Source organism: Paenibacillus rigui, from assembly GCF_002234615.1.
GTDB lineage: Bacteria > Bacillota > Bacilli > Paenibacillales > NBRC-103111 > Paenibacillus_S > Paenibacillus_S rigui.
In genome coordinates this window covers 307,813-333,201 of sequence record NZ_NMQW01000017.1, presented here as the reverse complement: position 1 = coordinate 333,201, position 25,389 = coordinate 307,813, and the positions used below count along the sequence as shown (strand labels likewise).

The 25,389-nt window shown below is 48.6% G+C and carries 28 protein-coding genes; 22 read left to right on the top strand and 6 right to left on the bottom strand.

The annotated features are described in order from the left end of the window. Positions 1-83: 83 nt before the first annotated feature. The 4 genes from CF651_RS12755 to CF651_RS12740 all read left to right on the top strand — a co-directional run bounded on the left by CF651_RS12755 (position 84) and on the right by CF651_RS12740 (position 1,597). On the top strand, positions 84-353 hold the full coding sequence (locus CF651_RS12755) for a YlaH-like family protein (protein WP_094015231.1): 270 nt from the start codon (positions 84-86) through the stop codon (positions 351-353). Positions 354-382: 29 nt separating this feature from the next. Then, positions 383-829, top strand: coding sequence for a hypothetical protein (locus CF651_RS12750; RefSeq protein ID WP_094015230.1), 447 nt, complete (start codon positions 383-385; stop codon positions 827-829). Between the two features lies 1 nt (position 830). Next, the gene (locus CF651_RS12745) at positions 831-1,103 is read left to right on the top strand and encodes a hypothetical protein (protein WP_094015229.1); all 273 of its coding nucleotides are present in this window, start codon (positions 831-833) and stop codon (positions 1,101-1,103) included. Positions 1,104-1,297: 194 nt separating this feature from the next. Beyond that, positions 1,298-1,597: a PNPOx family protein gene (locus CF651_RS12740; RefSeq protein WP_094015228.1), complete on the top strand. Its 300-nt coding sequence runs from the start codon at positions 1,298-1,300 to the stop codon at positions 1,595-1,597. Positions 1,598-1,658: 61 nt separating this feature from the next. Here CF651_RS12740 and CF651_RS12735 read toward each other — a convergent pair whose 3' ends face one another. Beyond that, on the bottom strand, positions 1,659-2,198 hold the full coding sequence (locus tag CF651_RS12735; RefSeq protein WP_094015227.1) for a YhcN/YlaJ family sporulation lipoprotein: 540 nt from the start codon (positions 2,196-2,198) through the stop codon (positions 1,659-1,661). Between the two features lie 105 nt (positions 2,199-2,303). Between CF651_RS12735 and CF651_RS12730 the strand changes: the two genes are divergently transcribed. Next, positions 2,304-3,635 carry a PhoH family protein gene (locus CF651_RS12730; RefSeq protein ID WP_094015226.1) on the top strand — a complete coding sequence of 444 codons (1,332 nt, stop codon included), beginning with the start codon at positions 2,304-2,306 and terminating at the stop codon, positions 3,633-3,635. Between the two features lie 81 nt (positions 3,636-3,716). Here the strand turns inward: CF651_RS12730 and CF651_RS12725 are convergent, their stop codons facing one another. From CF651_RS12725 to CF651_RS12715, 3 genes are all read right to left on the bottom strand, one after another. Beyond that, complete coding sequence (locus tag CF651_RS12725) at positions 3,717-4,220, bottom strand: hypothetical protein (RefSeq protein ID WP_094015225.1); 504 nt, start codon at positions 4,218-4,220, stop codon at positions 3,717-3,719. A gap of 117 nt (positions 4,221-4,337) precedes the next feature. Beyond that, on the bottom strand, positions 4,338-5,483 hold the full coding sequence (locus CF651_RS12720) for a hypothetical protein (protein WP_245855852.1): 1,146 nt from the start codon (positions 5,481-5,483) through the stop codon (positions 4,338-4,340). Between the two features lie 102 nt (positions 5,484-5,585). After that, on the bottom strand, positions 5,586-6,566 hold the full coding sequence (locus tag CF651_RS12715) for a hypothetical protein (RefSeq protein WP_094015223.1): 981 nt from the start codon (positions 6,564-6,566) through the stop codon (positions 5,586-5,588). 145 nt (positions 6,567-6,711) lie between these two features. On the opposite strand from CF651_RS12715, the gene CF651_RS12710 reads away from it, so the two are divergent. After that, on the top strand, positions 6,712-7,818 hold the full coding sequence (locus CF651_RS12710) for a class I SAM-dependent methyltransferase (RefSeq protein ID WP_094015222.1): 1,107 nt from the start codon (positions 6,712-6,714) through the stop codon (positions 7,816-7,818). A 51-nt stretch (positions 7,819-7,869) separates the two neighbouring features. On the opposite strand, the gene CF651_RS12705 is transcribed toward CF651_RS12710, so the two are convergent. Then, entirely contained in the window at positions 7,870-8,100 is a 231-nt protein-coding gene (locus CF651_RS12705; protein WP_094015221.1) for a DUF2626 domain-containing protein, read from the bottom strand. Between the two features lie 344 nt (positions 8,101-8,444). Here CF651_RS12705 and CF651_RS12700 point away from each other — a divergent pair, with 344 nt between their 5' ends. From CF651_RS12700 to CF651_RS12685, 4 genes are all read left to right on the top strand, one after another. Next, on the top strand, positions 8,445-9,095 hold the full coding sequence (locus CF651_RS12700) for an RsfA family transcriptional regulator (protein ID WP_094015220.1): 651 nt from the start codon (positions 8,445-8,447) through the stop codon (positions 9,093-9,095). Positions 9,096-9,210: 115 nt separating this feature from the next. Continuing rightward, positions 9,211-10,203: a ketopantoate reductase family protein gene (locus CF651_RS12695; protein WP_179232787.1), complete on the top strand. Its 993-nt coding sequence runs from the start codon at positions 9,211-9,213 to the stop codon at positions 10,201-10,203. Positions 10,204-10,218: 15 nt separating this feature from the next. Next, on the top strand, positions 10,219-10,614 hold the full coding sequence (locus CF651_RS12690; RefSeq protein ID WP_094015218.1) for a DUF3397 domain-containing protein: 396 nt from the start codon (positions 10,219-10,221) through the stop codon (positions 10,612-10,614). A 15-nt stretch (positions 10,615-10,629) separates the two neighbouring features. Beyond that, on the top strand, positions 10,630-10,926 hold the full coding sequence (locus CF651_RS12685; RefSeq protein WP_094015217.1) for a late competence development ComFB family protein: 297 nt from the start codon (positions 10,630-10,632) through the stop codon (positions 10,924-10,926). 97 nt (positions 10,927-11,023) lie between these two features. On the opposite strand, the gene CF651_RS12680 is transcribed toward CF651_RS12685, so the two are convergent. Next, positions 11,024-11,383 (bottom strand): helix-turn-helix domain-containing protein, encoded by a 360-nt coding sequence (locus CF651_RS12680; protein ID WP_094015216.1) that lies wholly within the window; start codon positions 11,381-11,383, stop codon positions 11,024-11,026. Between the two features lie 175 nt (positions 11,384-11,558). Between CF651_RS12680 and CF651_RS12675 the strand changes: the two genes are divergently transcribed. From CF651_RS12675 to ftsL, 12 genes are all read left to right on the top strand, one after another. Then, on the top strand, positions 11,559-12,557 hold the full coding sequence (locus CF651_RS12675) for an asparaginase (RefSeq protein ID WP_094015215.1): 999 nt from the start codon (positions 11,559-11,561) through the stop codon (positions 12,555-12,557). Positions 12,558-12,864: 307 nt separating this feature from the next. Further along, the gene (locus CF651_RS12670) at positions 12,865-14,520 is read left to right on the top strand and encodes a peptide ABC transporter substrate-binding protein (RefSeq protein ID WP_094015214.1); all 1,656 of its coding nucleotides are present in this window, start codon (positions 12,865-12,867) and stop codon (positions 14,518-14,520) included. A gap of 267 nt (positions 14,521-14,787) precedes the next feature. Next, complete coding sequence (locus tag CF651_RS12665; protein WP_094015213.1) at positions 14,788-15,723, top strand: ABC transporter permease; 936 nt, start codon at positions 14,788-14,790, stop codon at positions 15,721-15,723. Next, positions 15,723-16,637 (top strand): ABC transporter permease, encoded by a 915-nt coding sequence (locus CF651_RS12660; protein ID WP_094015212.1) that lies wholly within the window; start codon positions 15,723-15,725, stop codon positions 16,635-16,637. Before CF651_RS12665 ends, CF651_RS12660 begins: the two co-directional genes overlap by 1 nt. A 64-nt stretch (positions 16,638-16,701) precedes the next feature. Then, a complete protein-coding gene (locus CF651_RS12655) occupies positions 16,702-17,727 on the top strand; it encodes an ABC transporter ATP-binding protein (RefSeq protein WP_094015211.1) in 1,026 nt (341 codons plus the stop codon). Further along, positions 17,724-18,680, top strand: a complete 957-nt coding sequence (locus CF651_RS12650; RefSeq protein ID WP_094015210.1) for an ABC transporter ATP-binding protein — start codon at positions 17,724-17,726, stop codon at positions 18,678-18,680. The genes CF651_RS12655 and CF651_RS12650 overlap by 4 nt, the downstream gene beginning before the upstream one ends. A 262-nt stretch (positions 18,681-18,942) precedes the next feature. Further along, positions 18,943-20,592, top strand: coding sequence for a bacillithiol biosynthesis cysteine-adding enzyme BshC (gene bshC, locus CF651_RS12645; RefSeq protein WP_094015209.1), 1,650 nt, complete (start codon positions 18,943-18,945; stop codon positions 20,590-20,592). 70 nt (positions 20,593-20,662) lie between these two features. Next, positions 20,663-21,925, top strand: a complete 1,263-nt coding sequence (locus tag CF651_RS12640; RefSeq protein ID WP_094015208.1) for an adenosylhomocysteinase — start codon at positions 20,663-20,665, stop codon at positions 21,923-21,925. A gap of 318 nt (positions 21,926-22,243) precedes the next feature. Next, positions 22,244-23,371, top strand: a complete 1,128-nt coding sequence (locus CF651_RS12635) for a DUF4349 domain-containing protein (RefSeq protein WP_094015207.1) — start codon at positions 22,244-22,246, stop codon at positions 23,369-23,371. Positions 23,372-23,482: 111 nt separating this feature from the next. Continuing rightward, positions 23,483-23,920, top strand: coding sequence for a division/cell wall cluster transcriptional repressor MraZ (gene mraZ, locus CF651_RS12630; protein WP_094015206.1), 438 nt, complete (start codon positions 23,483-23,485; stop codon positions 23,918-23,920). 35 nt (positions 23,921-23,955) lie between these two features. Further along, a complete protein-coding gene (rsmH, locus tag CF651_RS12625; RefSeq protein ID WP_094015205.1) occupies positions 23,956-24,906 on the top strand; it encodes a 16S rRNA (cytosine(1402)-N(4))-methyltransferase RsmH in 951 nt (316 codons plus the stop codon). 39 nt (positions 24,907-24,945) lie between these two features. After that, the gene (gene ftsL, locus CF651_RS12620) at positions 24,946-25,377 is read left to right on the top strand and encodes a cell division protein FtsL (protein WP_094015204.1); all 432 of its coding nucleotides are present in this window, start codon (positions 24,946-24,948) and stop codon (positions 25,375-25,377) included. Positions 25,378-25,389: the final 12 nt, after the last annotated feature.

Below are 25,389 nucleotides of genomic sequence, written 5' to 3'. Positions count from 1 at the left end.
AAAGACTCCGGGAAAGCTCTGATGATTCAGAGCTTTCTTTGCAGCTTTTGAAACGAAATGCTTAAAAGGAGGACTCGTATCCTATGACCGAATGGTTTCGTGAACACCCTTACATCACCTATGTGATCATTTTTGTGCTGATGACCTATGTCTACAACAAAGTGTTCAAAATGCGCAGGCTGCCTATTTTGAAGGAGATCATCGTCTATATCGTGCTTGGTATTGGGGCGCTAATGCTGCTGATGTTCCAACTAGGAGCGCTTCCTATCGTTGCTAGTCTGACGGTAGCTGTAGCTATGATGTTTTTATACCGGATCCGATATTTTTTCACAAGCCGGGCAAATCGTAAGTAAGCAGTCTTCAAATGGAGGTGGCAGGCAAGATGAGCCGTTACTGGTTAACACCCGTGCAGGCATCTGGGGATGAGGTGACGCTTCGAGAAGAAAGAGTACTGCTGGAGCCGGAGGACACGGCAGGTGCCTTCCTGAAGCTTCTGAGGTCTGTGCATCCCCGGATGCTGGTCACATTCAAAGCCGGCCTGCTTCTAAGCGAAGACGCTGAGTCTGCATGCGGGTTGAATGAGCTGCCTTTTCAAATAGATTCGATGCAAAGGGTTCATTTCGGACCTGATGCTCTGGAATTGTCCCATTGTGCACAGGCTTATTTGGACCGGTTGCCTTCGGAGAAGGAAATGAACTTGTGGCTTGAGTCGGCCGAAAGCCTTCTTGCTGGCACGAATGGCGATCCACAGCACCGTGTTTGGTTAAGCCTAATGAAAAGTTGGCATATACAAGGTTTTGGCGTCACACTGCTGCGGGAGGATGAATAAGATGAGATTAGAAGATGTCTTCTTCAACTGGCTGCAAATGAAGATCGTCTCGGAAGCAAGGCCCGGGGATCAGGCGGCAGAGGATACAAGGTCGTTTTTTGAGGAGATTCTACGTGAGGATCATGCTGTAACCGATTGGCGAACGGAGTCGGACGAGACAAGAATCTATGTTACATATGAGCAGCATGACAGCGCCAAGAAGCTTTTTTTTGATAAGGAGCTGGCCGAGCAGTTGCTAGAGGACATTAATTCCAATCCGAAGTACAATCAGTGACATAAAAAGAGCGAATCCCGATAAAATAAACTATCCCCTGTCTGAAAGGAGTGGCCCTCGACCTTGCAATACATACCGGCATGCACTGTTAACGATCGCGAATTCACTGCTGTATGGTTGCCAAGCATTGCCTGTGATATAATATAGTCAACAACCCAGTTAGTCACACACAAATAGACGCAGGAGGGGTAACTATGGCAGAAACGATCACAGTATTGTCGGAGCCATTGTATGCAGCCTTGCCAAATGAACAGTTTGTGCTTCTGAGTACGATTGATTATGAAAGCGGATCTCCGAGTCATGCGATTTATGGCCGTGCACTACTAGCGGCTGAAGCCTCGGAGGGAGCACCTCTCAAGCTCTCTTGCATGGATATTGAAATTTCGATGGTACGGGATGCGATGTTCTATGGATCTCGGATTTCCGTTGCGCCTGAATATGAGTATGACAAACGCGCCGCTGAAAAGCTGGATGCGCAAGTTTTACTGCTATGAAAAAAGCCTAGAATATGGTCTTCTAGGCTTTTTCTCCATATGCTTTTCCGCGTTGCGACAGTTACATGTTCTGATTGGGCATTTGCGGTTCTGTGCTTTGCGGGCTCGGCTGCACATCTCTTGGCAGCTGCGGCATGATTCGACCGATAATTTCAGCCATTTCTTCTGCAGAACCGCTGATCGGTCTTCCGTTTCGCACGTTGTCTCTTATTTTACGGAGGCGGGCCGACAAATCCATATCTGAAGTAACGATTGCATTAACGCCGTAAGGATCTTTTTTTAGTGCTTCCGCAACCGATAGCTTGATGGTTCCCACTTTGGAACGGTCCATATCCGGAGGCAAATTGATCCCGACAACCGCTGTGTTTCCGAAAACGACACAATTGGCGCTTTCGACCTGAGGGATGCTGGTGGCAATTTGCTCCAAACGTTCGGAAACGGCCCGGGAATCGACGATTTCCTTTTTCTGGGGCGCGGTTTGCTTCACTTGTACCTGTCGATTCGTCTCATTTGTCGGAGAGGGGGAAGCTCCATTCTTTGGTGATTGGTTACATCCTGCCAAGAAGGACAGCAAGACCAAGCAGCTTATGATCATTTTCATCTTTTTATCGTTCCTTTCATCCCTATATTGCTTTGGTTAGCATGTCCTGAATTGTTGATTCTTATGTACAACTAAACCAAACACCAGACCTGGGAGGGGACTCGAATGAAAAAAGTATTTGTGCTGGATACCAATGTACTCTTACAGGATCCAAACGCTATTTTCGCTTTTGAGGATAATGAGGTGGTCATTCCCGCGATCGTATTGGAGGAAATTGATTCCAAGAAGAGGAATGCGGATGAGCTTGGTAGAAATGCCCGGCAAATTTCCAGGATGATGGATGGCATGAGATCCCAAGGAAGGCTTCATGAAGGCATACCGCTGCCGAGCGGGGGCAGGCTGAAGGTGGAATTGAACCATCGGAGCTTTGCCAAGCTGCAGGAAGTGTTCGCAGAGGTGACGAACGACAACCGGATTTTGGCTGTAGCCTTGAATTATCATTTGGAGGAACAGGAGCGGTCTGATCCCAGACCTGTAGTTATAGTCAGTAAAGATACACTGGTCCGAATTAAAGCGGATGTGCTTGGTTTGACGGCGCAGGATTATTTAACCGACCGGGTTGTCAATATGCCTGATATGTACATGGGATATTTGACGATTATGGCACATCCTTCAGTCATAGATGAGTTTTATACGTATCGTTATTTGAGTGTCAACTCGTTAAATTTGGCCTACCCGCTGCATCCGCACGAATTCGTTATATTGAGGGATGAGATGGGAACCTCGAAATCCGCCCTGCTGAAGGTTAATGCAGACGGGAAGAAGCTGGAGCCGTTATTCTTGAGTAACGAGCCGATTTGGGGGATTGCAGCCCGCAACGCACAGCAAAGAATGGCCTTGGAGCTGCTGCTCAATGATGAGATTCCGATCGTGACGCTGACAGGGAAGGCAGGAACCGGTAAAACGCTTCTGACGCTTGCGGCGGGTCTTATGAAGGTAGAGGACGAGCGCAAGTATAAAAAGCTCCTGATCGCCCGTCCTGTCGTTCCTATGGGGAAGGATATCGGCTATCTGCCGGGGGAGAAGGAAGAAAAGCTGCGGCCATGGATGCAGCCGATCTACGATAACCTGGAATATTTATTCGATACGAAGAAACCGGGGGATATCGATAAAGTGCTCGCCGGTCTTGGCAGCATTCAGGTGGAAGCTCTGACGTATATACGGGGACGCTCAATACCCGGGCAATTCATCATTATCGATGAAGCGCAGAACTTGTCCAAACACGAAATCAAGACGATTGTGTCACGGGTCGGAGAAGGAAGCAAGATCATACTGCTTGGGGATCCGGAGCAAATCGACCACCCTTACCTGGACGCTTCGAGCAACGGCTTAACCTATGTCGTGGAACGCTTCAAGGATCAGCAGATCAGCGGTCATATTACGTTGGAACGCGGAGAACGTTCGCACCTGGCCCAGTTGGCCGCTGATTTGTTATAGTCGATTAGGAAAAAACAAAAAGCGCAGTAGAGGACTGAAATCCAGTACCTCTGCTGCGCTTTCTGTTTTTGAACAGATCCTTTAAAATAGCACGGGCTTTACCCTGCATTGATATGCCAGTGCAATGCGTTCGACTAGCTCCGCCGATTGTATATCCGTAAGATAGCTTTCTACCGGCGGTTCTCCTAAAGGAAAGGACGCCCATAGATGCTCCTCCAGCTGGATTAACGCCTGTTCAGGCTCCGACTCGGGGCTCTCTGACTCCAGTTGATAAATATAAACATCGTCAGCGTTCACATAAGTATGCTCGGAGCGGGTCGTCCACCCGTAATCGGTAAATACGGGGAGAGTCTTGATTGAATCGGGAAGCAGGAGCAGTTGAACTTTGTCATAGCTTATACTGTACTGGTTCATCACCGGAACGGAGGCCTCACGCTCCTCGGGTGTGCTGAAAATAAGCAATTCCTTATCCCGGTCCAATATAGGGGATTTGGCAGCAAGAGCTTTGATCACCTGGGCATAAAATCCCGGCAGCTTTCCGTCAGGCAGCTCCATAGCCAGTCCATAAGTTCGTTGTAATTCCATCGCTGGCGCCTCGCTTTCTTCCAGTAGTGTATCCACGTTCAGGTATTGTATTGATGCTTTTATCTATCATTCCGAAAGTCCGGCAATGAAGCAGTGTATCCGATGCAGACGCCAAGTCTACAAGGCTAGCTTCAAGTAGATGCTGAGCTTGCCGTCTATGATCTGGACATCGGTAACCTGCAGGAAAGAGGCCAGCATTTGCGGGTAGATACCGAGATCGAATTCCTTTTCCATTTGATCAATGGTCGTACGGGGAAGCTCGAAGCCGTTGAACAGGAGCTGATCCATGCGGAAGCGGATATAGGTCTTAGGCTTTTCCTCGCCTTTGGTGGCCAGCTCATAGTGTCCTTTAATGGAAACTTCCATATCATCTTGTCTGCCTGCTGCAATGACGGCTGCGTCTTTGAATTGGAACGTCAGGTTGCGGAACAAGCTATTTTTATTTCTGAGAAAAGTATTTAATTCTTCATCGGTGATCTGAAAGGTATATTGAAAGCCGTTCATGATCAGGTGATTGCTTGGATTGGCTTTTCCGTTCCCGGCTCCGTTACTGTTGCCGCCGCTGTTACTGTCCGAGATAATTTCGGGGAGCTGCTTCATGGCCTGTGCCAAGGCTTGAAAATAAGTCCGGAACAGAGGTAACCCCTTGTCCTGCCACTGGACAGTCAGCTGCGTCATCTGCTGCAGGATCCCCATGCTTGCGGCAGCAGGCTGCTTGGCCAATTCGTTATCCAACTGCTGCTGCAGCGTTAGCAGCTGTTCTCTTTGCGTAAGGTAGCGCGCTTTGGCCTGCTGCAGGCTGCTTTTGGACGTCTGCAAGGTCGTTTGCAGCGCCTCCAGCTGTTGCTGGTTGCGCAGATGCTTTTGCAGCGTATCGTGGTCGTTGCGGACGATCATTTGCAGGTAATCGAAGGTGACCAGAGCATCCTGAAAGGAATGGATGGTAAACAGCAGCATCCATAACGAGTCTCTGTCGCCCATATAATAGGCCCGGAGTACTTTGGCGGCATGCCGCCTTGTTTCAGCAGAAAGGGCTTGTTGGGTTTGAATGTCTTGTTCTGTTTTGCTGATTTGCTGCTGCAGCTCCTGCTCTTCTCGTGCGATTCGGGCAAGCTCTTGATCGACCTCGTAGACCGTCAATCCTTTTTGAAGCAGCTGCTTCAGCTCCTCTGCAGTCGCGGCATACGTTTGCGGGCAGGGAATGGCAGAAAGACACAAGACTAGACAAAGTAAGATCATAACGGCTTGTTGAAGGAGCCTCATCCGTATCCCCTCCCCTGCTTGGCACTCAACTAAGCTATCACAACTCTATGAGAAAATTGTTAAAAAAATACTTCTTCAAAGGAAGAAGTAAAAGAAACTAACTTATTTCTGTGCGGCAGCAGCGGGTTTGATCAGCTTCAACAGCTCTTCAAGCGATTTCTGCTTTGCCGGGGTTTCCTTGGTGAAGGAAGGGGCTTGATTCAATTCCGTTAAGGACTGAGTCCAGAGAAGTTTGTTTTCGTTGGTGCTGCTTCCGGAAGTAAAGGTCAAATCCCATCGCTGCTCGCGAATGAACCCTTGATTATCAATGACGATATCTATGGCAGAAGGAGCCTTGAGCTTGATCTGCTTCAAGGTGTTCGTCCAGGCTTCAGCGTTCGCAGAGCCTGCCAATCCATTCGTTTTCAAAATGTCAATCAGCCCTGGCACAGCCGTGCTCCAGTAATCATTGAAGGCCTTCTCGTTCTTTGAATTCACGTTCAGCGTAATTTTCTTGCCTGGACTTCCATCGGAAAGCTGGACAGTCTCTTTAGGGGATGTAAGCCACTTGGGATCCACACCTTCCCATAGCTTTTTGCTTAGATCCGAGGTGACCCTGCCGGTATTTTTAAGAGACTCCGGACCTGCGGGGCTTGAGCCTGCAGAAGCAGCCGACTTGGCAGCTGCAATGGGAAGCATCATATATTCATCTGGTTTATTTAATGGTGGCATGTGGAAAAACAATTTGCTATCTTTAATGAGAACGGGGATCTCGATTGCAGTACCGCCAGCCGGGGTTACTTTCAGGTCGGATTCCATTCGGGAAGGCTCCATAGCGGTCAGACCGCTGTATTCCAGCTTGCTATCCTTCAGCAGCGAGAATAAAGCCAGAGCCATCGGGCCGGATTGCCCGAGCAGGGTGGCATCAGCTTTTAATTGAAGCGAGCCGTTAAAACGATAGCTTGTGACTTGCTCTTGTTTGGCGGCAGCCTGAAGCATATCCTGCTTCAATTGTGCGGTGTCCGTGCACCCGGCCGTGAGCATAGAGAGACAGAGTGTAGCGACAATGAGTCCGGTGCGTGTTTTTTTGAAATTGGCTAACAAAGGTAAGAACTCCTTCCAAGATTACATCGGGTGACATCTTTTTTTGAATCAACCTTCATTATAGCGGGATTGTACGGGTTTGTCTGTAGTAATCCCTACTCATACGCTTCGGATAAAATTTTAAGGAGAGCAGGGGGAGAGGTTCATGGTCCCGGACAACACATTGCATGGCAAAATCGTTCGTGCTATACGGAATAGTCAAGATCATGCCATTCCGTTTCGGGATTATATGGCGATGTGCTTGTATGATCCAGAAGACGGTTACTATATGAAAGATAAGGAAAGAATCGGACCAGGAGGCGATTTCTATACAAGCGCTTCGATCGGTGGCATTATGGGAATGGTGCTTGCCAGGTATATAAGCGAGGTTGCAAGAGGATGGGGGGAGGGGCCTGTCGTTCTGGCCGAGTGGGGGGGCGGTTCAGGAGCTCTGGCCAAACAAATCCTGGATGAGCTTCGCAGCACGAATCCGGAATTGTATGCAGGCTTGTCGTACATCAGCATCGAGCAAAGTCCTGCCCACCGTATGCTGCAAAAGCAGACACTGCACACACACGAAGCTCTTGTTTGCTGGATGACGGAGCAGGACTGGCTGCACAAGGGGCCCTGGAATCGAACATGGGTCTTGTCCAATGAACTGATTGATGCATTTCCGGTAGATAGGGTTCGAATACATCATGGACAACCGCACGAGGTAAGGGTTGGGATCAATGGGGCAGGGGACGAGTTTGTGGAAAAGCTTGTCCAGCTGGACGAGGGGGCGGTGCTAGCCTACGTTCAAGGCATAAGTCAGGAATTAGAGGAAGGGCAGCAGCTTGAAGTCAATCTGAGCGGGATGGATTGGCTGCATATTATCGGGAAAGCCATTCAAAGCGGGGAAGTGATCACCATTGATTATGGAGATCAGGAAGAAGAGCTGTACGCGGCTCACCGGATGAAGGGAACCTTGATGTGCTATACAAGGCATGCGGCGCATGATGATCCTTATGTGAACCCAGGTGACCAGGATATCACAACGCATGTGAATTTCTCTAGACTCATGCAGGCAGGTGAACAGTCCGGGATGCAGACCAAATTTTACGGGACACAAAAGCAGTTTCTTGTAGATCACGGTGTGCTGCAGCTGCTTCAGGATACGACGGGTACCGATCCGTTCAGCCCCGCGGCCAAGCGGAATCGGGCGATTCGTCAATTGCTTCTCAGCGATCAGATGAGTGAATTGTTTAAGGTGCTTATCCACGAAAAAAGGTGAACTGCTTATGAAAGCAGCTCACCTTTTTTGTGTTAACCCGTTCGATAAAGGTTACACTGACATTTTGAAGAAAGACCAGTATGTAAAGCCAGTAAACGAAAGGATCATGTACCCCCAAAAAAGCAATATGTAGGTACGCTCGGATAATCTCAGATATCCTAACAGTACGAAGATAGCCGTTTGGGCGAAAAAGAGCATCGCCATCGGAATCATATCACCGGCCAAAGCCATCAACCCGATGACCAGCGTCCAAAAGCCAAGAACACGAAACATGCGATCCAATGTGCATCCCCCTTTCTAAAAAGCGGTACTTTACTATTGAACATTATACCTGCCTAATCTTAAAGTGTAAACGCCCAAACTTGTGACGATATTACAACAATTTGGCGGTGAATGGAAAAATATTTTCCTTTTCCGTCTTGATTATGACCCTGATAGGGGTAGCTTTCCCCGATGTCGGACCTAACATGTATGAGTCCATGAAAAAATGGCAATACAAAATAGTAGAAAAAGATTCTATGAACTCTATTATGGGCATAGAGATGAAGTAAAGCAACATTCCATGTCTTACTTTCAATAGATGAATGGATGATTGATTACCCAGGGGTTAGGAGGACTGCTTCTGTATGACAGCCATCAGACAAGATGCTTGGAGCGATGAAGACGATTTGATTTTAGCGGAGGTTACCTTGCGACACATTCGTGAAGGAAGCACACAGCTATCCGCATTTGAAGAAGTAGGAGAAAAAATAGGTAGAACAGCAGCTGCTTGCGGCTTTCGCTGGAATAGTTTTGTAAGGAAAAAATACGAAGCGGCGATCCAAATAGCGAAGGCTCAGCGGCAAAAAAGAAACCAGCAAAAGAAGCATTCCGCATATGCGGCTGTGTCTCACAGTACGGCTGTATTGGAGCCGGGCAGCGATTCGGGACGCTCGAATGATTCTTTTGCGGAGGAGTCTATCTCTATTGATGCAGTCATCCGTTTTCTGCGGCAGTGGAAAGGGACTTATCAGGAAATGTCACGTCATATCCGGCATTTGGAGAAGGAAATCGGAGAGAAGCAGGATGAGCTGGACCGGCTGCGCAGCGAGAATGATATTTTAAATAAACAGGTTAATGAAGTGGAAACCGATTACAGGGTTGTCAATGATGATTATAAAGCGCTGATTCAAATTATGGACCGGGCGCGAAAGCTGGCCTTTTTGGTGGAAGAGGAAGACGAGAATAAGCCGAGATTCAAGATGGATGCGAATGGGAATTTAGAAAGAATAGATTGAGAGGGGCCCTGCAGGCTAATGCTTGCAGGGCTTTTGTTTTTTTTTCTGTGTCTGATATGATGGAGATACTTGGCTTAAATGGACGCGAATGGGCAGATCGTGGGGAGAGAAGAGGATGAGAGTAGAAATTATAGGAGCTGGAGCTCTCGGCATGATGATAGCCGCTTCATTGACCGGAGCAGGCCATGAGGTTCGGCTGGTTACTCGCACGCTGGAGCAGGCGGATGCGATCCGCAGCAAGGGGCTGCTGCTATCTGGAGGAATGGAATGCAGCGCCGTGGCGGGTGACGAGGAACAGGTAACGCTGTACCCAAGTGCTGTCTATGCATATGATGAGCTGCAGCAAGACAATGGGTGTGAAGCGGACGCGGAATGCGTACTGCTTATGGTTAAGCAGACTGCAATAACGGATGCGTTCGCAGCATTTGTGGGAGGCCGTATCCGCGCAGATGGGAGGCTCGTCTGCTTTCAGAACGGGATCGGGCATACGGAGGCGCTTAGCCGCTTTATCCCGGCTTCACGCATGCTGCTTGCTGTGACGACAGAAGGCGCGCTGCGGCATTCCTTGAGGCATGTGGAGCATACCGGCAGAGGGTTGACCTGGATTGGTGCTTTGGCACCGGACAGTCCGACGGCAGAGGACAACTTTTTTCAAAAAAAACTGCAAAGCCAGCTGCAGAATGCAGGATTTGCCGTTTCTTTGTCGAACCAAATCACTAGTAAAGTATGGAACAAATTGCTGATCAATGCGGTGATCAACCCTTTGACGGCAGTTTTGCAAGTGACCAACGGTGCGCTCATAGAGCTGCCCGCCCTCTCGCCTCTTATGCGCAGCTTGTATGAAGAAGCGTGTGGTCTTGCGGACAAGCTGGGGATCCCGATTGCACCTGACTTGTGGGAGCAAGTGTTGGAGGTATGCCGGCTGACTGCCAATAATAGGTCCTCCATGCTGCAGGATGTTCAGTCCCGACGACGTACGGAGCTCGATTCGATAACCGGGGGCTTGCTTGTGAAAGCACGCGAGACAGGGTACAAACTGCCTACGCATGAGGCGGTTTACGCACTGGTCCGATCGATCGAGCAGCAGTGGGAAACACAAAATTCGTAAAGCGGGTGGTCTGCTGTGAGCGGATGGCTGACATGGCTGCAGACGGTATATACTTTTTTGGCGCTTGTGCCGTTCGTGTCCTTTTTTGCAGCGTGGGGTATCGTCTACGGGATGACGAAAGATAAGAAGAAGGCGACGTCTGTTGCGATTGGTGTAACGACTTTATTTCTGATCGGTTCCGTTTCTGTATTGACGAAAAGGCTGCTGGACAGTGAAATGGGTTTTTGGATTGTATTCCTTTTATTTTTAATTGCCGGCGGGCTTATAGGCAACCTGCAAAATCGAGTCAAGGGAAAGGTGGACCCTGTTAAAATTGTGAGGGCTCTGCTGAGGCTGGGATTCGTTGTGTTGTCGGCTTGCTATGTATTGCTGCTCTGTATTGGCTTCGGAAAATATATTATGATGAGTTGAAAGGTTGTCGTCTTCATGAGTGTACATAATTTAATGGAAGATATCGTCAAGAGCTGTTTGAAGGATTGGATGCAGCACCAGCCGGAGCTGGCGGGGGTGGACGAAAAAACGGAGAGCGACATTATGGCAATCGTATTAAATCAGCTGCCTGCCAAGTATGTGTCAACGATGCAAGGGGAAGTGTTTGCCAAAACCCAGCTAAGGGCGCAGGTGGAGACGGATGTATACAGAGAGTTGGCTTATGCGGTGCAAAAAGTAATGAATACGGACAGAAGATCCGTATTGTTGAATGACAATTTAGCGCAAGGCTAGATAACGCGGCATCATTTGTTTTCTACACAGATCTTCCTTGTTGATCTATTCAGCCAGGCGAAGCAGTCAGCATCATTGTGCTGGCTGTTTCGCTTTTTTATTGCCCCTCAATCTCCCGGACGGCTCTGACAAAGGCAATGAGCTGCTTGACTTCCCGTGCGCTTAATGCCTTTCCGTCGACAGCTAACGGAATCTTATCCAGCTCCTTAAGCTCATTCTCCGTCTTGCTTGTACTCCATCGTTCCATCGAAAAATCCGGCGCATCTACTCGTCCCAACAAGAAATCAACGGAGGTATCGAACAGGTCCGCAAGCATTTTGACCGCTTCCAGGGAGGGCTCTCTGTAACCGGATTCATATCCGGCATACGTGCTCTTGGCAATCCCGAGACGGTCGGCTATGTATTGCAAAGACCAGCGTTTACTTTTTCGTAATTCGGTTAATCTATTTAGAACCATAGCTCTATTGTTACCCCCTAACTCCCAAACCTATTATAACAAACGTAAACGGATTCTCAAGATGCAATGTACGCGAAACGCGTCATTTATGCTTGATTTATGTTTTTTCGGTCGCTATAATAAGGTAAGGGTCGCTATAAGCGTACTTTCTTTTGGATATGAGGTGCAACATCTGTTGAAAAAGTTACTTTTATTGGCCACGGGAGGATCTATCGCTTCAGTACAAGGCGAGGAAGGGCTGTCTCCCCGTATGGATGCCCATGATTTACTAAGCTTTATGAAGGATAACAATCCGGATTATGAGATTGAAAGCAAGCTGCTTATGAATATCGACAGCACGAACATGCAGCCTGAATCCTGGATTAAAATCGCGGAAGCGATCTATGCAGAGTACGAGCATTACGACGGATTTGTCATTACACATGGCACGGATACAATGGCATACACCTCTGCGGCGTTGTCTTATATGCTTCAAAATGTAAACAAGCCAATTGTGCTAACCGGCTCTCAGATCCCGATCAATTTCAAAAAAACCGATGCAAAGAAAAATGTAATGGATGCGATCCGGTTTGCATGTGAAGAGATCGGCGGCATTTATGTTGTTTTTGACGGGAGAGTCATTCGCGGCACGCGAGCGGTGAAAATTCGGACGAAGAGCTACGACGCTTTCGAAAGCATAAACCATCCTTATGTCGCTCATATTCATGATGCCGAGGTTAAATATGTTAGCGCCATGGTGCCAAAGCACGCGAAGGGTCAAAAGAAAATAAAGCTTGATACTTCTTTGTCTCCGGATGTGTTCGTCTTGAAGCTGATTCCGGGTACAAAGCCGGAGCTGTTCGATTATCTCAAGCTGCTGTACAAAGGTGTGATTATTGAAAGCTTTGGTATTGGCGGCATTCCGTTTCAGGGCAGGGATCTTTTGCCGAAAATTAATGATTTGGTCGCTTCCGGTGTAGCGGTCGTCATAACGACACAATGTCTGGAGGAAGGCGAGGATTTGAATTTGTATGAGGTCGGACGCAAAGTGAATCAAGATCGCATCATTCTTTCCGGGGATATGAATACGGAGGCTATCGTACCCAAATTAATGTGGTCACTTGGGAAGGGTGTCGATTTGACTCAGGTGAAGCAGTTGATGGAAACGCCACTCTATTACGACACGACAGTGTAATGTCGAACGCTTATATCATACTGCATAATCACGGCTGCTCAGGAAATAATAAGCTGGGAATTGAAATTTAATTCTCACACAGGGGCAGTTGGTTTCAGCATGCCTGCTTGACGTGTTCGAGTGGAAGAAAATACAGCTAGATGAAATTGACCGTTGGTTATATAATTTTTATTTGGTAACGTTTTCAAGCTATTTACAAAATGCGAAAAATCATTTAATATTCAACGAGTGTAATATTTACGTCATGTTTCATGACATGAAGTAATGTTGCCATATAATTACATAATATTCAGAGGAGGGTGTCGAAATGAAGTTGAATAAACTTCTCGTTTTGGCCACAGTTACGGCAATGCTTGGCGGTGTTGCAGCAGGCTGTGCGAATAACAATCCGCAGCAGGCCGGGGGTGGGGATAATAAAGCACCAGCACAAGAATTAAGAATCAATCTTACAGCTGAACCGCCGGCATTGGATAGCTCCATTGCTACTACCAACCCTGCGTTCACTATCATGAATGCGATTAACGAAGGGTTATACCGATTGGATAAAGATGGCAAGCCTCAGCCTGCACTTGCAAAGGATATGCCGAAAATTTCAGCTGACGGTCTTGTCTATACTATCACTCTCCGTGATGGATTGACTTGGGCAGACGGATCGCCTTTGAAGGCAAGTGATTTTGAATTTGCTTATAAGCGTACATTGGATCCAACCACGAAAGCGAAATATGCAACGATGCTTGCATGGATCAAGGGTGGTGCGGCTTTGACGGCAGCGAAGCCCGAGGAAATTGAAGCGAAAAAAGCAGCTGTAGGCGTAAAGGCTATCGATGACAAAACATTGGAGATCACCTTGGAGCGTCCGATCGCTTTCTTTACAGATCAGCTGTCGATGCCGATCTTCTTCCCGCAAAAGCCTGATTTTGTTAAAGCACAAGGAGATAAATTCGGTGCGGATGCAGACAAAGTCATCGGTGCAGGACCTTTTAAACTGGAATCATGGAATCATCAGCAGCAGCTGGTTATGGTTAAAAATGATAAATACTGGGACGCGGCTAACGTAAAGCTGAACAAAGTGACGGTCAACGTCGTGAAAGAAGCAAGTACGTCTCTGAATATGTATGAAACGAATCAGGTGGATTTGACGGAGCTGAAGGGCGATCAGTATGCGATGTACAAGGACAAGCCTGATTTAACGCTCAAAAAAGAGTTCGTAACCTCTTATGTGATGTACGAAACAAAGAAATTCCCGGCATTCGCGAATGCGAAGGTGCGTCAAGCTTTAGGTATGGCTATTGACCGTACCGCTTTGAATGAGGTTGTGCTGGGCGGTTCCTCCATTCCATCCACAGGCTTGATTCCGGGAACTGTATCTGATGGCAACAAACAGGAATTCCGCAAAGTTGCAGGCGATGCGCAGCCGAAATTTGATGCTGCCAAAGCGAAGCAATTGCTGGACGAAGGCTTGAAAGAGCTGAACATGACCTCCTTGCCGACGTTCAAGCTGACTTCCGATGACACGGACATTTCGAAGAAAACGATTGAGTTCATCCAAGCTCAATGGAAGCAAAACCTTGGCGTGAGTGTTGAGGGTGAGCCTTTGCCATTCGCTCTGCGTGTAGAAAAAATGCAAAAAAATGACTTCCAGGCGCTGATCGCACTTTGGGGTGCGGATTATAACGATCCGATGACGTTCCTGGATATGTGGCTGAGCGACAACAAATCGTTTAACTATATGGAGTATTCCAACAAGGCGTACGATGATCTTGTGAAAGCGGCAGATAAAGAAACGGATCTGGCGAAGCGTTCCAAAATGCTGGTGGATGCGGAAAAAGTTCTGATGGCGGATACGCCGTTAAGCCCGCTGTATTTCCGTACGAGACCGTATGCGAAGAAAACAAACGTAGACGGCTTGATTTTGCCGGCGATGTCTAAAGAGTGGGAATTGAAATGGACCTCCATTAAGTAACTGCTTGAGGTAGTAATGATTCATGGATATAGGAGTCGTTCCGGGGGGACGTGCTGGACGGCTCCGAATTTTTTTATCCCTCTATTATCGTGGATTTATAGCGGAACGGCTTCGCAAACATAGTCTTGTTGGACTTGAGGTCTATGCTTGCGAAACCGTTTTGCTTTTCATAAGTAACGGTCCTTTTATTCCAGCTTCAATGATGCAAACAATTTCATAGGTTTGATTCATAGCATTAAATTTTTCTATATTGCCAGGAGGTGCCCCATGCTGCGCTATGTGCTTCGACGTCTTATTTATATGCTCATCACACTATGGCTCATAGTCACGTTTACTTTTGTTCTTATGAAAAATTTGCCCGGCGATCCGTTTGGTGAAGATTCACTCAAGCTGACACCGGAGCAAAAGCAAATTTTGTTTCAGCAATATGGCTTGGACAAGCCGATTGGCCAGCAATACTTGAAATACTTAAACGATGTCATCCATGGAGATTTGGGTGTATCCTACCAATTTCCTACGCACAAAGTGACGGATATCATTAAACAAAGCTTTCCCGCTTCCTTGGAGCTGGGGCTGTGGGCGTTGCTTATCGCCATCGTTGTCGGCCTGCTGTTAGGTATCATTGCTTCTTTGAATCATAACAAAGGGGTTGACGTAGCGGCTATGTTTACAGCCGTGGTTGGGATTGCCGTGCCTTCCTTTGTTCTGGGGCCGCTGCTCTCCTACTATGTAGGGGTTAAGCTGGGCTGGCTGCCGCCGGGGATGTGGAACGGACCGTCAACGCGAATTTTGCCTTCCATTGCCTTGTCGTTCGGAACCATTGCCATCTTGGCTAGGCTGATGCGGACCTCAATGCTGGATGTGCTCAATCAGGATTATGTAAAAACAGCTCGTGCCAAGGGGCTATCCGAGCGTGCCATTGTCGTTCGACACACGATCCGTAACGCGATTCTTCCAGTCGTCACGATTCTTGGGCCTACCTTTGTGAACTTGATTACAGGGACGCTCGTTGTCGAGCAAATTTTCGTTGTTCCAGGGCTTGGCAAGCATTTTGTTCAGTCCATTTATTCCAATGATTATACAATGATTACGGGACTGACGATTTTTTATTCGTTTATTCTGGTTGTCGTATTGTTCTTTACGGATATTATTTATGGTTTAATCGATCCGCGCATCCGGATTGCTAAGGGAGGTAAGGCGTAATGGAAATCACCAAACAGCAGTTTCAGCCCGTTGACAAAACCGGCACAGTAAAAGAAGCCATTGTTCGGCCTTCCTTAACGTACTGGCAGGATGCTTGGAGACGGTTGAAAAAAAATAAACTGGCCATGTTCGGCCTGATTACATTAAGCTTATTGATCATTTTTGCCGTTTTTGGCCCTATTTTTTCATCGAACGACTATGCTACGCAAAATTATAGTATAAAGAACCTGAAGCCGAACGGCGAGCATTGGTTCGGAACGGATGATTTCGGACGCGACCTGTGGGTTCGGGTGTGGTGGGGAACGCGGATTTCGTTGTTTATCGGAATCACGGCGGCATTGATCGATCTGGTTGTAGGGGTGCTCTACGGAGGCATTTCCGCTTATTATGGCGGTCGTGTGGATGATGTGATGCAGCGGATTATTGAAATTGTTTATGCGATTCCTTTTTTGCTTATTACCATCCTGATGATCATGACCATCGGTCCCGGAATCTGGACAATCATTATTGCGTATTCGATTACCGGCTGGGTGCCGATGGCGCGCTTGGTTCGGGGGCAGATGCTCACCTTGAAGGAACAGGAATATGTTCTCGCTGCGCGTACGCTGGGTGCAGGCTCCGCCCGTATTATTTTGAAGCATCTGGTACCGAATGCTTTGGGACTCATTATTGTACAAATTACGTTCGTCGTACCGTCGGCTATTTTCGTTGAAGCCTTCTTGAGCTTTATCGGACTTGGCATTCGGGTTCCTCTGGCTTCCCTGGGCTCCCTGTTATCCGACGGTGTGGCAGCAATTCGTTTATATCCGCACCGGGTTATTTTCCCGACGGCCGTTTTCAGTTTGATTTTGCTCAGCTTTAACGTGCTGGGTGACGGCTTGCGCGATGCGCTGGATCCGAAAATGCGCAAATAAGCGCGAAGCTTATGCTTACGAAGTCAGTTTTGCCTTTGGCAAAACTTTTAGGAGGGAACCTCGAATGAGTAAAAATATATTAGAGGTCAAAGACCTCAAGGTATCATTCAATACGTATGCCGGGGAAGTTCAGGCGGTACGCGGCGTTTCCTTTCATCTGGAAAAAGGGGAAGTGCTGGCTATCGTCGGTGAATCCGGTTGCGGTAAATCGGTTACAGCGCAAACGATTATGCGCTTGATTCCATCACCGCCAAGTGTGATTAAGGGCGGTTCGGTGCTGTTTGACGGCAAGGTAGAGATTACGAAAAGCTCCAAGAAAGAGATGGAGAAAATCCGCGGCTCCGAAATGGGAATGATTTTCCAGGATCCGATGACTTCTTTGAATCCAACGATGACCATCGGCAAGCAAATTACCGAAGGGTTGATCAAGCATCAAGGCCTTAGCCGAAGTGCCGCTAACGAGCGGGCTGTCGAGATGCTGAAACTGGTCGGTCTTTCGAACCCGGAGGGTCGCGTGAATCAGTATCCGCATGAGTTTTCCGGAGGGATGCGCCAACGTGTTATGATAGCGATCGCTTTGGCCTGCAGTCCGAAGCTGCTTATAGCGGACGAGCCGACCACGGCGTTGGATGTAACGATCCAAGCTCAAATTATTGAACTGATGAAGGAGCTGTCCGAAAAAACGGAAGCTTCCATTATTGTTATTACCCATGACCTCGGTGTTGTGGCTGAAATGGCACAGCGTGTCATTGTTATGTACGCGGGGAAAGTTGTAGAGCAGGGAACAGTGGATGAGCTGTTCTACGATCCGAAGCATCCTTATACTTGGGGATTGCTGCGCTCGGTACCAAGGCTGGATCAACGTTCAGATGCTGAACTGGTGCCGATTCCGGGTACGCCCCCCGATTTGTTCGCGCCGCCAAAGGGCTGTGCCTTTGCTGCGCGTTGTCCTTATGCGATGGGCATTTGTCTTGAGGTCGATCCGGATCAAACTCCGCTGACGGACACACATGCTGCCGCTTGCTGGCTGTTGCATCCGGACGCTCCTCCCGTGGAGCGACCTGTTGAAGTAGGGAGGGCTGCACAATGAGTGAGCAACCAATTTTAGAAGTACGCAATTTGAAGAAGCATTTCCAGGTCGGAGGCGGCAAAACGCTGAAGGCGGTTGATGATTTGAATTTTGCTATCCGCCGGGGGGAAACCTTCGGTTTGGTAGGGGAATCCGGCTGCGGTAAATCGACTGCGGGACGAACGATTATCCGGTTATATGAAGCTACCTCCGGCGAAGTTCTTTTTAATGGGGAGAATGTGCATCAGCTTAAAGGGAAAAAGCTGCATGATTTCCGCCGCCAAATGCAAATGGTGTTCCAGGATCCGTATGCTTCTTTGAACCCGAGGATGACAGTAGGCAATATTATTGCCGAGGGTGTTGATATTCATGGAATGTATACCGGAGCCAAACGGAAGGAGCGCGTAATGGAGCTGCTGCGTGCAGTCGGGCTGAACGATGAGCATGCCAACCGGTTCCCGCATGAGTTTTCCGGAGGACAGCGTCAGAGGATCGGGATCGCTAGAGCTCTGGCAATTGAACCTCAATTCATCATTGCGGACGAGCCGATTTCGGCACTGGACGTATCTGTGCAGGCACAGGTCGTCAATCTGTTTAAGAAGCTGCAAAAGGAACGCGGACTGACCTATTTGTTCATTGCGCATGACTTGGCTATGGTCAAGCATATTTCCGACCGCATTGGCGTCATGTATTTAGGAAAGCTGGTTGAAGTGACGACTTCGGAGGCTCTATATGCGAAACCGCTGCATCCTTATACTCAATCGCTGTTGTCGGCAATTCCGATCCCGGACCCGGAAATTGAACGGACGAGGGAGCGGATCATTTTGCAAGGCGAAATTCCAAGTCCTTTGAACCCGCCGAGCGGCTGTCCTTTCCGTACACGCTGCCCGCACGCCATGTCGGTATGCGCGGAAGTGATGCCGGAGTTTAAAGAAGTGGAGCCTAATCACTATACTGCGTGTCATTTGTATTAAGGATAAACGGCTTCGCCAGCTTTGTATGATGGCACGTGTTTGTCAAGGTGGACGAAAGTTGTGAAACTTATTCTTTCATATCTACTAAAATCTATTTCTTCTTATTAAATAAGGACCGGCTCTCCCTTGCACAGGAGCGTATCTTGTGCAAGGATGGGCCGGTCCTTTCTGTAAGCAGAGAAAATACAGTTTTGACGGCGAGGGCGAACATGTGTACAATCAAGAAGGGTACTTATTACTGTAAAGAAAGGCGGCTGCCGAGTTGAGGATAGAATCGATTCATTGGAAGTCAAGCCAGCCTTTGACAGAGGATTATGTCCACAATTATGACAAGGTTAGCTCCTTGTTTGACTATAATCCATGGGACGGTATGTCCTTGCAGGAGAGGGCGAATTGGCTGGATCAAGAACGTGGCGCTGCGGCCGACAGGTTTCAGCTCGCCGAAGTGCTTACTCGTTATAATCAAGCCATACATAACGCTCCGGAGGCGATTCAGGCCGTTGAGCAGCTGAAGGACAAACGAACGCTTTGCATTGTCGGAGGACAGCAGGCCGGATTGTTTACAGGTCAGGCGCTTGTCATTTATAAGGCAATCACCTTGATCCGATCTGCGCGGGAAGCATCGGAGAAGCTGGGGCGTCCCGTGATCCCGGTGTTCTGGATTGCGGGTGAGGATCATGATTTTGACGAAGTCAATCATATTCAGACATTGACTTCGGATCTGCAGCTGCACAAGCTGAAGGTGGACCATCCGACAGGCGCCAGGACATCCGTTAGCCGGTTAACCATCTCTCAAGAGCAGTGGGAAGAGGCGCTGCAGCAGCTGGACGCTTCGCTCATCCCTACGGAGTTTAAGCCGATCTGGATGGAAGCCATTCGCGGGATGACTTCTTCTTCCCGTACGTTGACGGATTTGTTCGCACAAATGCTCGCAAAGCTGTTCGGCTCGCAGGGGCTTGTGCTGCTGGATTCGGACGATGCGGCTTTGCGGCGCTTGGAAGCTCCGATGTTCCGTACGCTGATTCTTCAAAACGCGGAACTAAACCAGACTTATCATCAAGGTGCACGGCAGGTCAAAGAGCTTGGATATACACCGCAGGTTGAGCTGCAGGAAAGCCAGGCGAACCTGTTCCTTTTTGATGAGAACGGGGAACGTGTACTGCTGTATACCTCCGAGCATGCGGATGTGTTTACAGACCGCAAACAGGAGCGCAGGTACACGAAGGAGCAGCTTTTGGAGTGGACGGAGACATCACCTGAGCGGTTCAGCAATAACGTGTTAACCCGCCCGTTGATGCAGGATTTTTTATTTCCTGTATTAGGGACGGTGCTTGGCCCTGGAGAAGTGGCTTACTGGGGACTTACAAAACCGGCATTTCACCAGGTTTGTATGCGAATGCCGATCGTGATTCCGCGATTGGAGCTTACTCTCATGGAGGGGACTGTACAGAAAAACATGAGCAAGTACGGTCTGACGCTTGAGGATGTGATCTACAGGCTCGAGCAAAAGCAGCAGGAATGGTTGAAGGAGCAGGATACGCTTCAGCTGGATGCGCGTTTTGAGCAGGTACGTTCGCAATTCAAGGCAAGCTATCAACCGCTCGTTGAGCTTATTGCCGGAGTGAACCCGGGTCTGGGCAAGCTGGGCGAAACAAATATGGGCAAAATTTTGGAGCAAATCGGATTCCTGGAGCAAAAAGCGGCGGATGCCGTGAAAACCCAATTCGACGCGTCATTAAGGCAGTTCCAGCGGATCGGTTTATCGATTCTTCCGGGCAACAGGCCCCAGGAAAGAGTATATAATATCGTTTCGTATTTGAATAAATACGGCAGTGACTGGCTCTATGAGTTATTGAATGCTGACTTCGCTGAACTTGCAGCGGATGGACGGCATAAAGTGGTATATATGTAACCTGAGCTTCAAAAAATCATGAGGTCGGTGAATCGGCTTCCATCCAAACCTATATAATGGAGGAAAAAGAATGAGTACAAAAGAACGCAGTATTATTAAAGATTTATCCCTCGCACCGGAAGGGCATTTGAAAATCGATTGGGTTAACGCCCATATGCCGGTGTTGAACCGGATTCGTGAACAATTCGAGAAGGAACAGCCATTCAAAGGCTTGAAGGTTGCCATCTCTCTTCATTTGGAAGCTAAGACAGCCTATTTGGCCAAAGTCGTTCAAGCTGGCGGAGCCGAGGTTACGATTTGCGGCAGTAACCCGTTGTCCACACAGGACGATGTTTGTGCAGCGCTTGTCGAGGATGGCATCACCGTATTTGCGAAGTACAACCCGGAGCCGGAAGAATATAAAGAGCTGCTGATCAAAACGTTGGAAACCGAGCCGGACCTCATTATTGATGACGGCGGAGATCTGGTATCCATTCTGCATTCCGAGCGCAAAGACCTGCTGAAAAACGTTCGCGGCGGAGCAGAAGAAACGACGACAGGTATTTTGCGCCTGAAAGCAATGGAAAAAGAAGGACAGCTTCAATTCCCGATGGTCGCGGTAAACGATGCATTCTGCAAATACTTGTTCGATAACCGTTATGGTACGGGGCAATCCGTTTGGGATGGCATCAACCGTACGACGAATCTGGTCGTTGCAGGAAAAACCGTTGTCGTTGTAGGCTATGGCTGGTGCGGTAAAGGTGTGGCCATGCGGGCTAAAGGCTTGGGTGCGAACGTTGTTGTAGCGGAAGTGGATGCAATTAAAGGGGTCGAGGCTTACATGGACGGCTTTGCCGTGATGTCGATGACCGAAGCGGCCAAAGTTGGCGATTTCTTTGTGACGGTAACAGGCAACCGTGATGTTATTCGCGGCGAGCATTACAAAGTGATGAAAGACGGCGCGATTTTATCCAATGCGGGACACTTCGACGTGGAAGTGAACAAACCGGAGCTGGATGCACTTTCGGTATCCAAGCGTACAGTACGCCGCAACATTGAGGAGTACACGCTGCACGACGGACGCAAGTTTTATTTGATCGCGGAAGGACGTCTGGTCAACCTGGCAGCTGGGGATGGTCATCCGGCGGAAATCATGGATATGACCTTCGCGCTGCAGGCGATGTCGTTGAAATATGTCAATGACAACTACGAGCAAATCGGTAAAAAGGTAGTTAATGTTCCTTATGAGCTGGATGAACAGGTTGCCCGCTTCAAGCTGGAATCGTTGGGTATCGCTATCGATACCTTAAGCGAAGAGCAGAAGTCTTACCTGGATAGCTGGACAGAGCATTAATCGTTTCTTCGTCTATAGCAAGCCTCTTCTGTTGGTCTTAAATGGCCGCAGGAGAGGCTTTTTTTTCGTACTTTAAAAAGTCGAGGCCACTGAAAAAGTTACGGCTGCATGGACGGATCGTTCTTCAAAATCCGGGGACAAAGGCGAACGCTTACGCTTCTACAGAACGATTCCGCCCACTCCGCCAGTTTTTCAGTGGTTTCCCTTTAGTTTCGGGGATTTGTAAATAACATGCAACAATCCCATCCTTACCCACGTTAGTAAAGTAGCATCTCCAAGTCGGAGTGCTGTGCTGGGGTAATAAAAAGGGGGGATTGTATGCAAGAGACAGGAAGAATTGCTTCGCGAGCCAAACTTGCAAGCAAAGCAGCTGTGAAACGAAGGAAGAAGCTGACCATGTGGGTTATGCTCGCGCTGCTCGCAGCTGTCATCTCTGGCTGCGGGGCGGCGGACAGCAGCAGTAAGGAGGCGGCTGGTGCCCAAGCGAAAGCAATAGCGGATTCGAAGAGCAGGTCCGATGCCCCGCAGGCTGCAGCCGAGGGTTCCAATGCAGCCAAAGAGCAGCTGGCGACTGCAGCTGCAACTGCGGCGGGGGAGGCGAAGAGTGACGCCAACAAGCCTGCGGATAGCTTTAATGGCGGTGCCTCAGCCGCGGGGCCGGATGCTTACAGCGCCATGGACCGCAAAATTATTTACAAAGCGAGTCTTACGATGCAGGTGGACCAATATGCGGAGGCTCAGTCACGAATCGAAAGCGCCGTGAAGCAGGCCGGAGGCTACATTTTACAATTCAATGAGAACGAAACTACCTATGAAAAGAATGGCAATTTCGTGATTAAGGTGCCTGCTTCGGGCTTCAGCTCCTTGTTGGGGCAGCTTGAGAGCATACACCCCTCTACCCATAAAAACATGCAGGGACAGGATGTGTCCGAGGAATTCGTCGACCTGGCCGCACGCTTGAAGGCCAAACAAGTGGTGGAGAGCCGGCTGATCGCTTTTATGGAAAAGGCCTCCAAAACAGATGAGCTGCTTGCATTCTCGAATGAGCTAGGGAAAACCCAGGAAGAGATTGAACGAATCAAAGGGCGGATGCGGTATCTGGAGCAAAATGTCGCGTACTCTACAATCGAGCTTAGGTTAACGCAGAAGCTGGGGTCTGCCGCGGTTATCCAGTCACAGGACCACGGGCCTTTGTTTCAGAGAGCTTTTTCAGCTTTAAATGGCAGCGCCGCTGTGCTGACCATGATATTTCAATGGATTGTCATTGTTTTGGCAGCTGTACTCCCTGTTGCTATAGTAGCGGCAGTCATACTGGTGCCTTTATGGCTGCTCAGTCGAACCAAGAGAAAGAAATTACTCGAACTCCGAAGGAAATTGTCTGAAGAAAATGTTGAAACAACGCTGAACCGGTCGAAATCTGAAGGGCCTCGTGAAACACAAAATTAAAAATTTTCATCAAATCCTGCATAGATGCAGGATTTTTTGTTTAAGTGGAGAATATAACCTATACAAGTGGTGGAAAGTGGGGTAAAGTGGTGGAAAGGGGTGAGGGTCTATATGTTCATGGGAGAATACCAGCACAGCATCGATGATAAAGGTCGTATGATCGTGCCGGCTAAATTTCGTGAATCCCTTGGACCGACCTTCATCGTTACCCGCGGCTTGGACCAATGCTTGTTTGTGTACCCGAAGGAAGAGTGGAGCGTGCTGGAGCAGAAGCTGAAGGCTCTTCCGTTAATGAAATCCGATGCCCGAGCGTTTACCCGGTTTTTCTTCTCCGGTGCAACGGAATGCGAGTTGGACAAGCAAGGCCGAATGAACTTGCCTAACAATCTTATAGAGCATGCCAAATTGGAAAAGGACTGCGTCGTCATCGGGGTTTCCAATCGGGTTGAGATTTGGAGCAAGCAAATGTGGGAAAACTATTCCTTACAATCGGAAGAATCGTTCAACGAGATTGCCGAGAAGCTTGTGGATTTTAACTTTGACTTGTAGAAAAGCCGCATGACAAACACAGGAGGAAGTGCATCATGTTTCATCATATTACCGTTCTAAAAGAGGAAGCCGTAGATGGCTTGAATATGAAGCCCAATGGCGTGTATGTGGATTGTACGCTGGGGGGAGCAGGGCATAGCTCGGTGATCGCTTCCCGGTTGAATGAACAAGGGTTACTCGTTGCTTTTGACCAGGATGACATCGCATTGAATCATGCGCAAACCCGCTTGGCGCCCTATATGGATAGAGTAAAGCTGGTACGCAGTAACTTTCGCGAAATAGAACAGCAGCTGCGGCTGCTGCCTCGTGCGGTAAAGGACGGTAAAGTCCAGGTCGATGGGATCTTGTTCGATCTTGGCGTGTCCTCTCCGCAATTAGATGAAGCGGAACGCGGGTTCAGCTACCACCATGACGCGGAATTGGATATGCGGATGGATCAGACAGCCGATTTGACCGCGAGGGAAATTGTGAACCATTGGTCGGAACAGGACATTGCGAAAATTTTATTCGAGTATGGGGAAGAAAAGTTTTCGCGCCGCATTGCTGCTCAAATCGTAGCGGCCCGGGCGAAAGGCCCGATTGAAAAGACAGGCGAGCTGGTCGAATTGATCAAAGAGGGAATTCCGGCTGCCGCGAGGCGAAGCGGACCCCATCCGGCACGACGAAGCTTTCAGGCACTGCGCATCGCGGTCAATGATGAGCTAGGCGCATTTGAGGAAGCGTTGGAGCAGTCCATCCGCTGCCTGGCTCCGGGTGGAAGAGTATCGGTGATCACCTTCCATTCGCTTGAGGATCGTATTTGTAAACAAACATTTGCTAAATATTTGGAAAAATGTACGTGTCCGCCTGATTTTCCTATGTGTGTGTGCGGGAAGAAAGGAATCGTGAAGCTGGTCAATCGGAAGCCGATTGAAGCGAGTCCGGAAGAGCTTGAGGCTAATCCGCGGGCGCGTTCCGCCAAGCTGAGGGTTGCCGAGAAGCTGTAGTAAGTCTAATTTACGCGTGGTGAAGGAGGAGAACGATCAATGCCTGCATATATTCACGGAAATTTAGCAGTAGAACAAAAGACGGGTCAGAAAGTCAGCGTGAAAGAAACGAAGAAGGTTGTTTACCGCAATAAAACGCTCCCTGTACAAGAGAAGCTTTTCTATTTATTCACGGTACTCGTGTGCGTTGTGGTAGCGAGCTTGATTATTTGGCGCTATGCGCAAATTTATGAAATTAACACCAAGATATTGGATATGGAAACCAAAATTCAAAAGCTGCAGGCTGAAAATAGCGGGTTGAAGCGTAAAGTGGATGCCCTCTCCGCTCCGGATCGATTGCGTGAAGAGGCGATAAAGATGGGGATGGGGCCATCTGATGATAAGCAAATCAGCAAGGTAGCGAATAAAAGCAATGATAATTCGTCGGCCGTAGCGGCTGCCAACCAGAAAAAAACGGAAATGACTCCGTAAAGATCTGACTGG

Bases quoted from the DNA above. Each gene is read 5' to 3' on its own strand.
- CF651_RS12755 (WP_094015231.1), top strand. From the start codon at position 84: ATGACCGAATGGTTTCGTGAACACCCTTACATCACCTATGTGATCATT.
- CF651_RS12750 (WP_094015230.1), top strand. From the start codon at position 383: ATGAGCCGTTACTGGTTAACACCCGTGCAGGCATCTGGGGATGAGGTG.
- CF651_RS12745 (WP_094015229.1), top strand. From the start codon at position 831: ATGAGATTAGAAGATGTCTTCTTCAACTGGCTGCAAATGAAGATCGTC.
- CF651_RS12740 (WP_094015228.1), top strand. From the start codon at position 1,298: ATGGCAGAAACGATCACAGTATTGTCGGAGCCATTGTATGCAGCCTTG.
- CF651_RS12735 (WP_094015227.1), bottom strand. From the start codon at position 2,198: ATGAAAATGATCATAAGCTGCTTGGTCTTGCTGTCCTTCTTGGCAGGA.
- CF651_RS12730 (WP_094015226.1), top strand. From the start codon at position 2,304: ATGAAAAAAGTATTTGTGCTGGATACCAATGTACTCTTACAGGATCCA.
- CF651_RS12725 (WP_094015225.1), bottom strand. From the start codon at position 4,220: ATGGAATTACAACGAACTTATGGACTGGCTATGGAGCTGCCTGACGGA.
- CF651_RS12720 (WP_245855852.1), bottom strand. From the start codon at position 5,483: ATGAGGCTCCTTCAACAAGCCGTTATGATCTTACTTTGTCTAGTCTTG.
- CF651_RS12710 (WP_094015222.1), top strand. From the start codon at position 6,712: ATGGTCCCGGACAACACATTGCATGGCAAAATCGTTCGTGCTATACGG.
- CF651_RS12700 (WP_094015220.1), top strand. From the start codon at position 8,445: ATGACAGCCATCAGACAAGATGCTTGGAGCGATGAAGACGATTTGATT.
- CF651_RS12695 (WP_179232787.1), top strand. From the start codon at position 9,211: ATGAGAGTAGAAATTATAGGAGCTGGAGCTCTCGGCATGATGATAGCC.
- CF651_RS12685 (WP_094015217.1), top strand. From the start codon at position 10,630: ATGAGTGTACATAATTTAATGGAAGATATCGTCAAGAGCTGTTTGAAG.
- CF651_RS12680 (WP_094015216.1), bottom strand. From the start codon at position 11,383: ATGGTTCTAAATAGATTAACCGAATTACGAAAAAGTAAACGCTGGTCT.
- CF651_RS12670 (WP_094015214.1), top strand. From the start codon at position 12,865: ATGAAGTTGAATAAACTTCTCGTTTTGGCCACAGTTACGGCAATGCTT.
- CF651_RS12665 (WP_094015213.1), top strand. From the start codon at position 14,788: ATGCTGCGCTATGTGCTTCGACGTCTTATTTATATGCTCATCACACTA.
- CF651_RS12660 (WP_094015212.1), top strand. From the start codon at position 15,723: ATGGAAATCACCAAACAGCAGTTTCAGCCCGTTGACAAAACCGGCACA.
- CF651_RS12655 (WP_094015211.1), top strand. From the start codon at position 16,702: ATGAGTAAAAATATATTAGAGGTCAAAGACCTCAAGGTATCATTCAAT.
- CF651_RS12650 (WP_094015210.1), top strand. From the start codon at position 17,724: ATGAGTGAGCAACCAATTTTAGAAGTACGCAATTTGAAGAAGCATTTC.
- CF651_RS12640 (WP_094015208.1), top strand. From the start codon at position 20,663: ATGAGTACAAAAGAACGCAGTATTATTAAAGATTTATCCCTCGCACCG.
- CF651_RS12635 (WP_094015207.1), top strand. From the start codon at position 22,244: ATGCAAGAGACAGGAAGAATTGCTTCGCGAGCCAAACTTGCAAGCAAA.
- mraZ (WP_094015206.1), top strand. From the start codon at position 23,483: ATGTTCATGGGAGAATACCAGCACAGCATCGATGATAAAGGTCGTATG.
- rsmH (WP_094015205.1), top strand. From the start codon at position 23,956: ATGTTTCATCATATTACCGTTCTAAAAGAGGAAGCCGTAGATGGCTTG.
- ftsL (WP_094015204.1), top strand. From the start codon at position 24,946: ATGCCTGCATATATTCACGGAAATTTAGCAGTAGAACAAAAGACGGGT.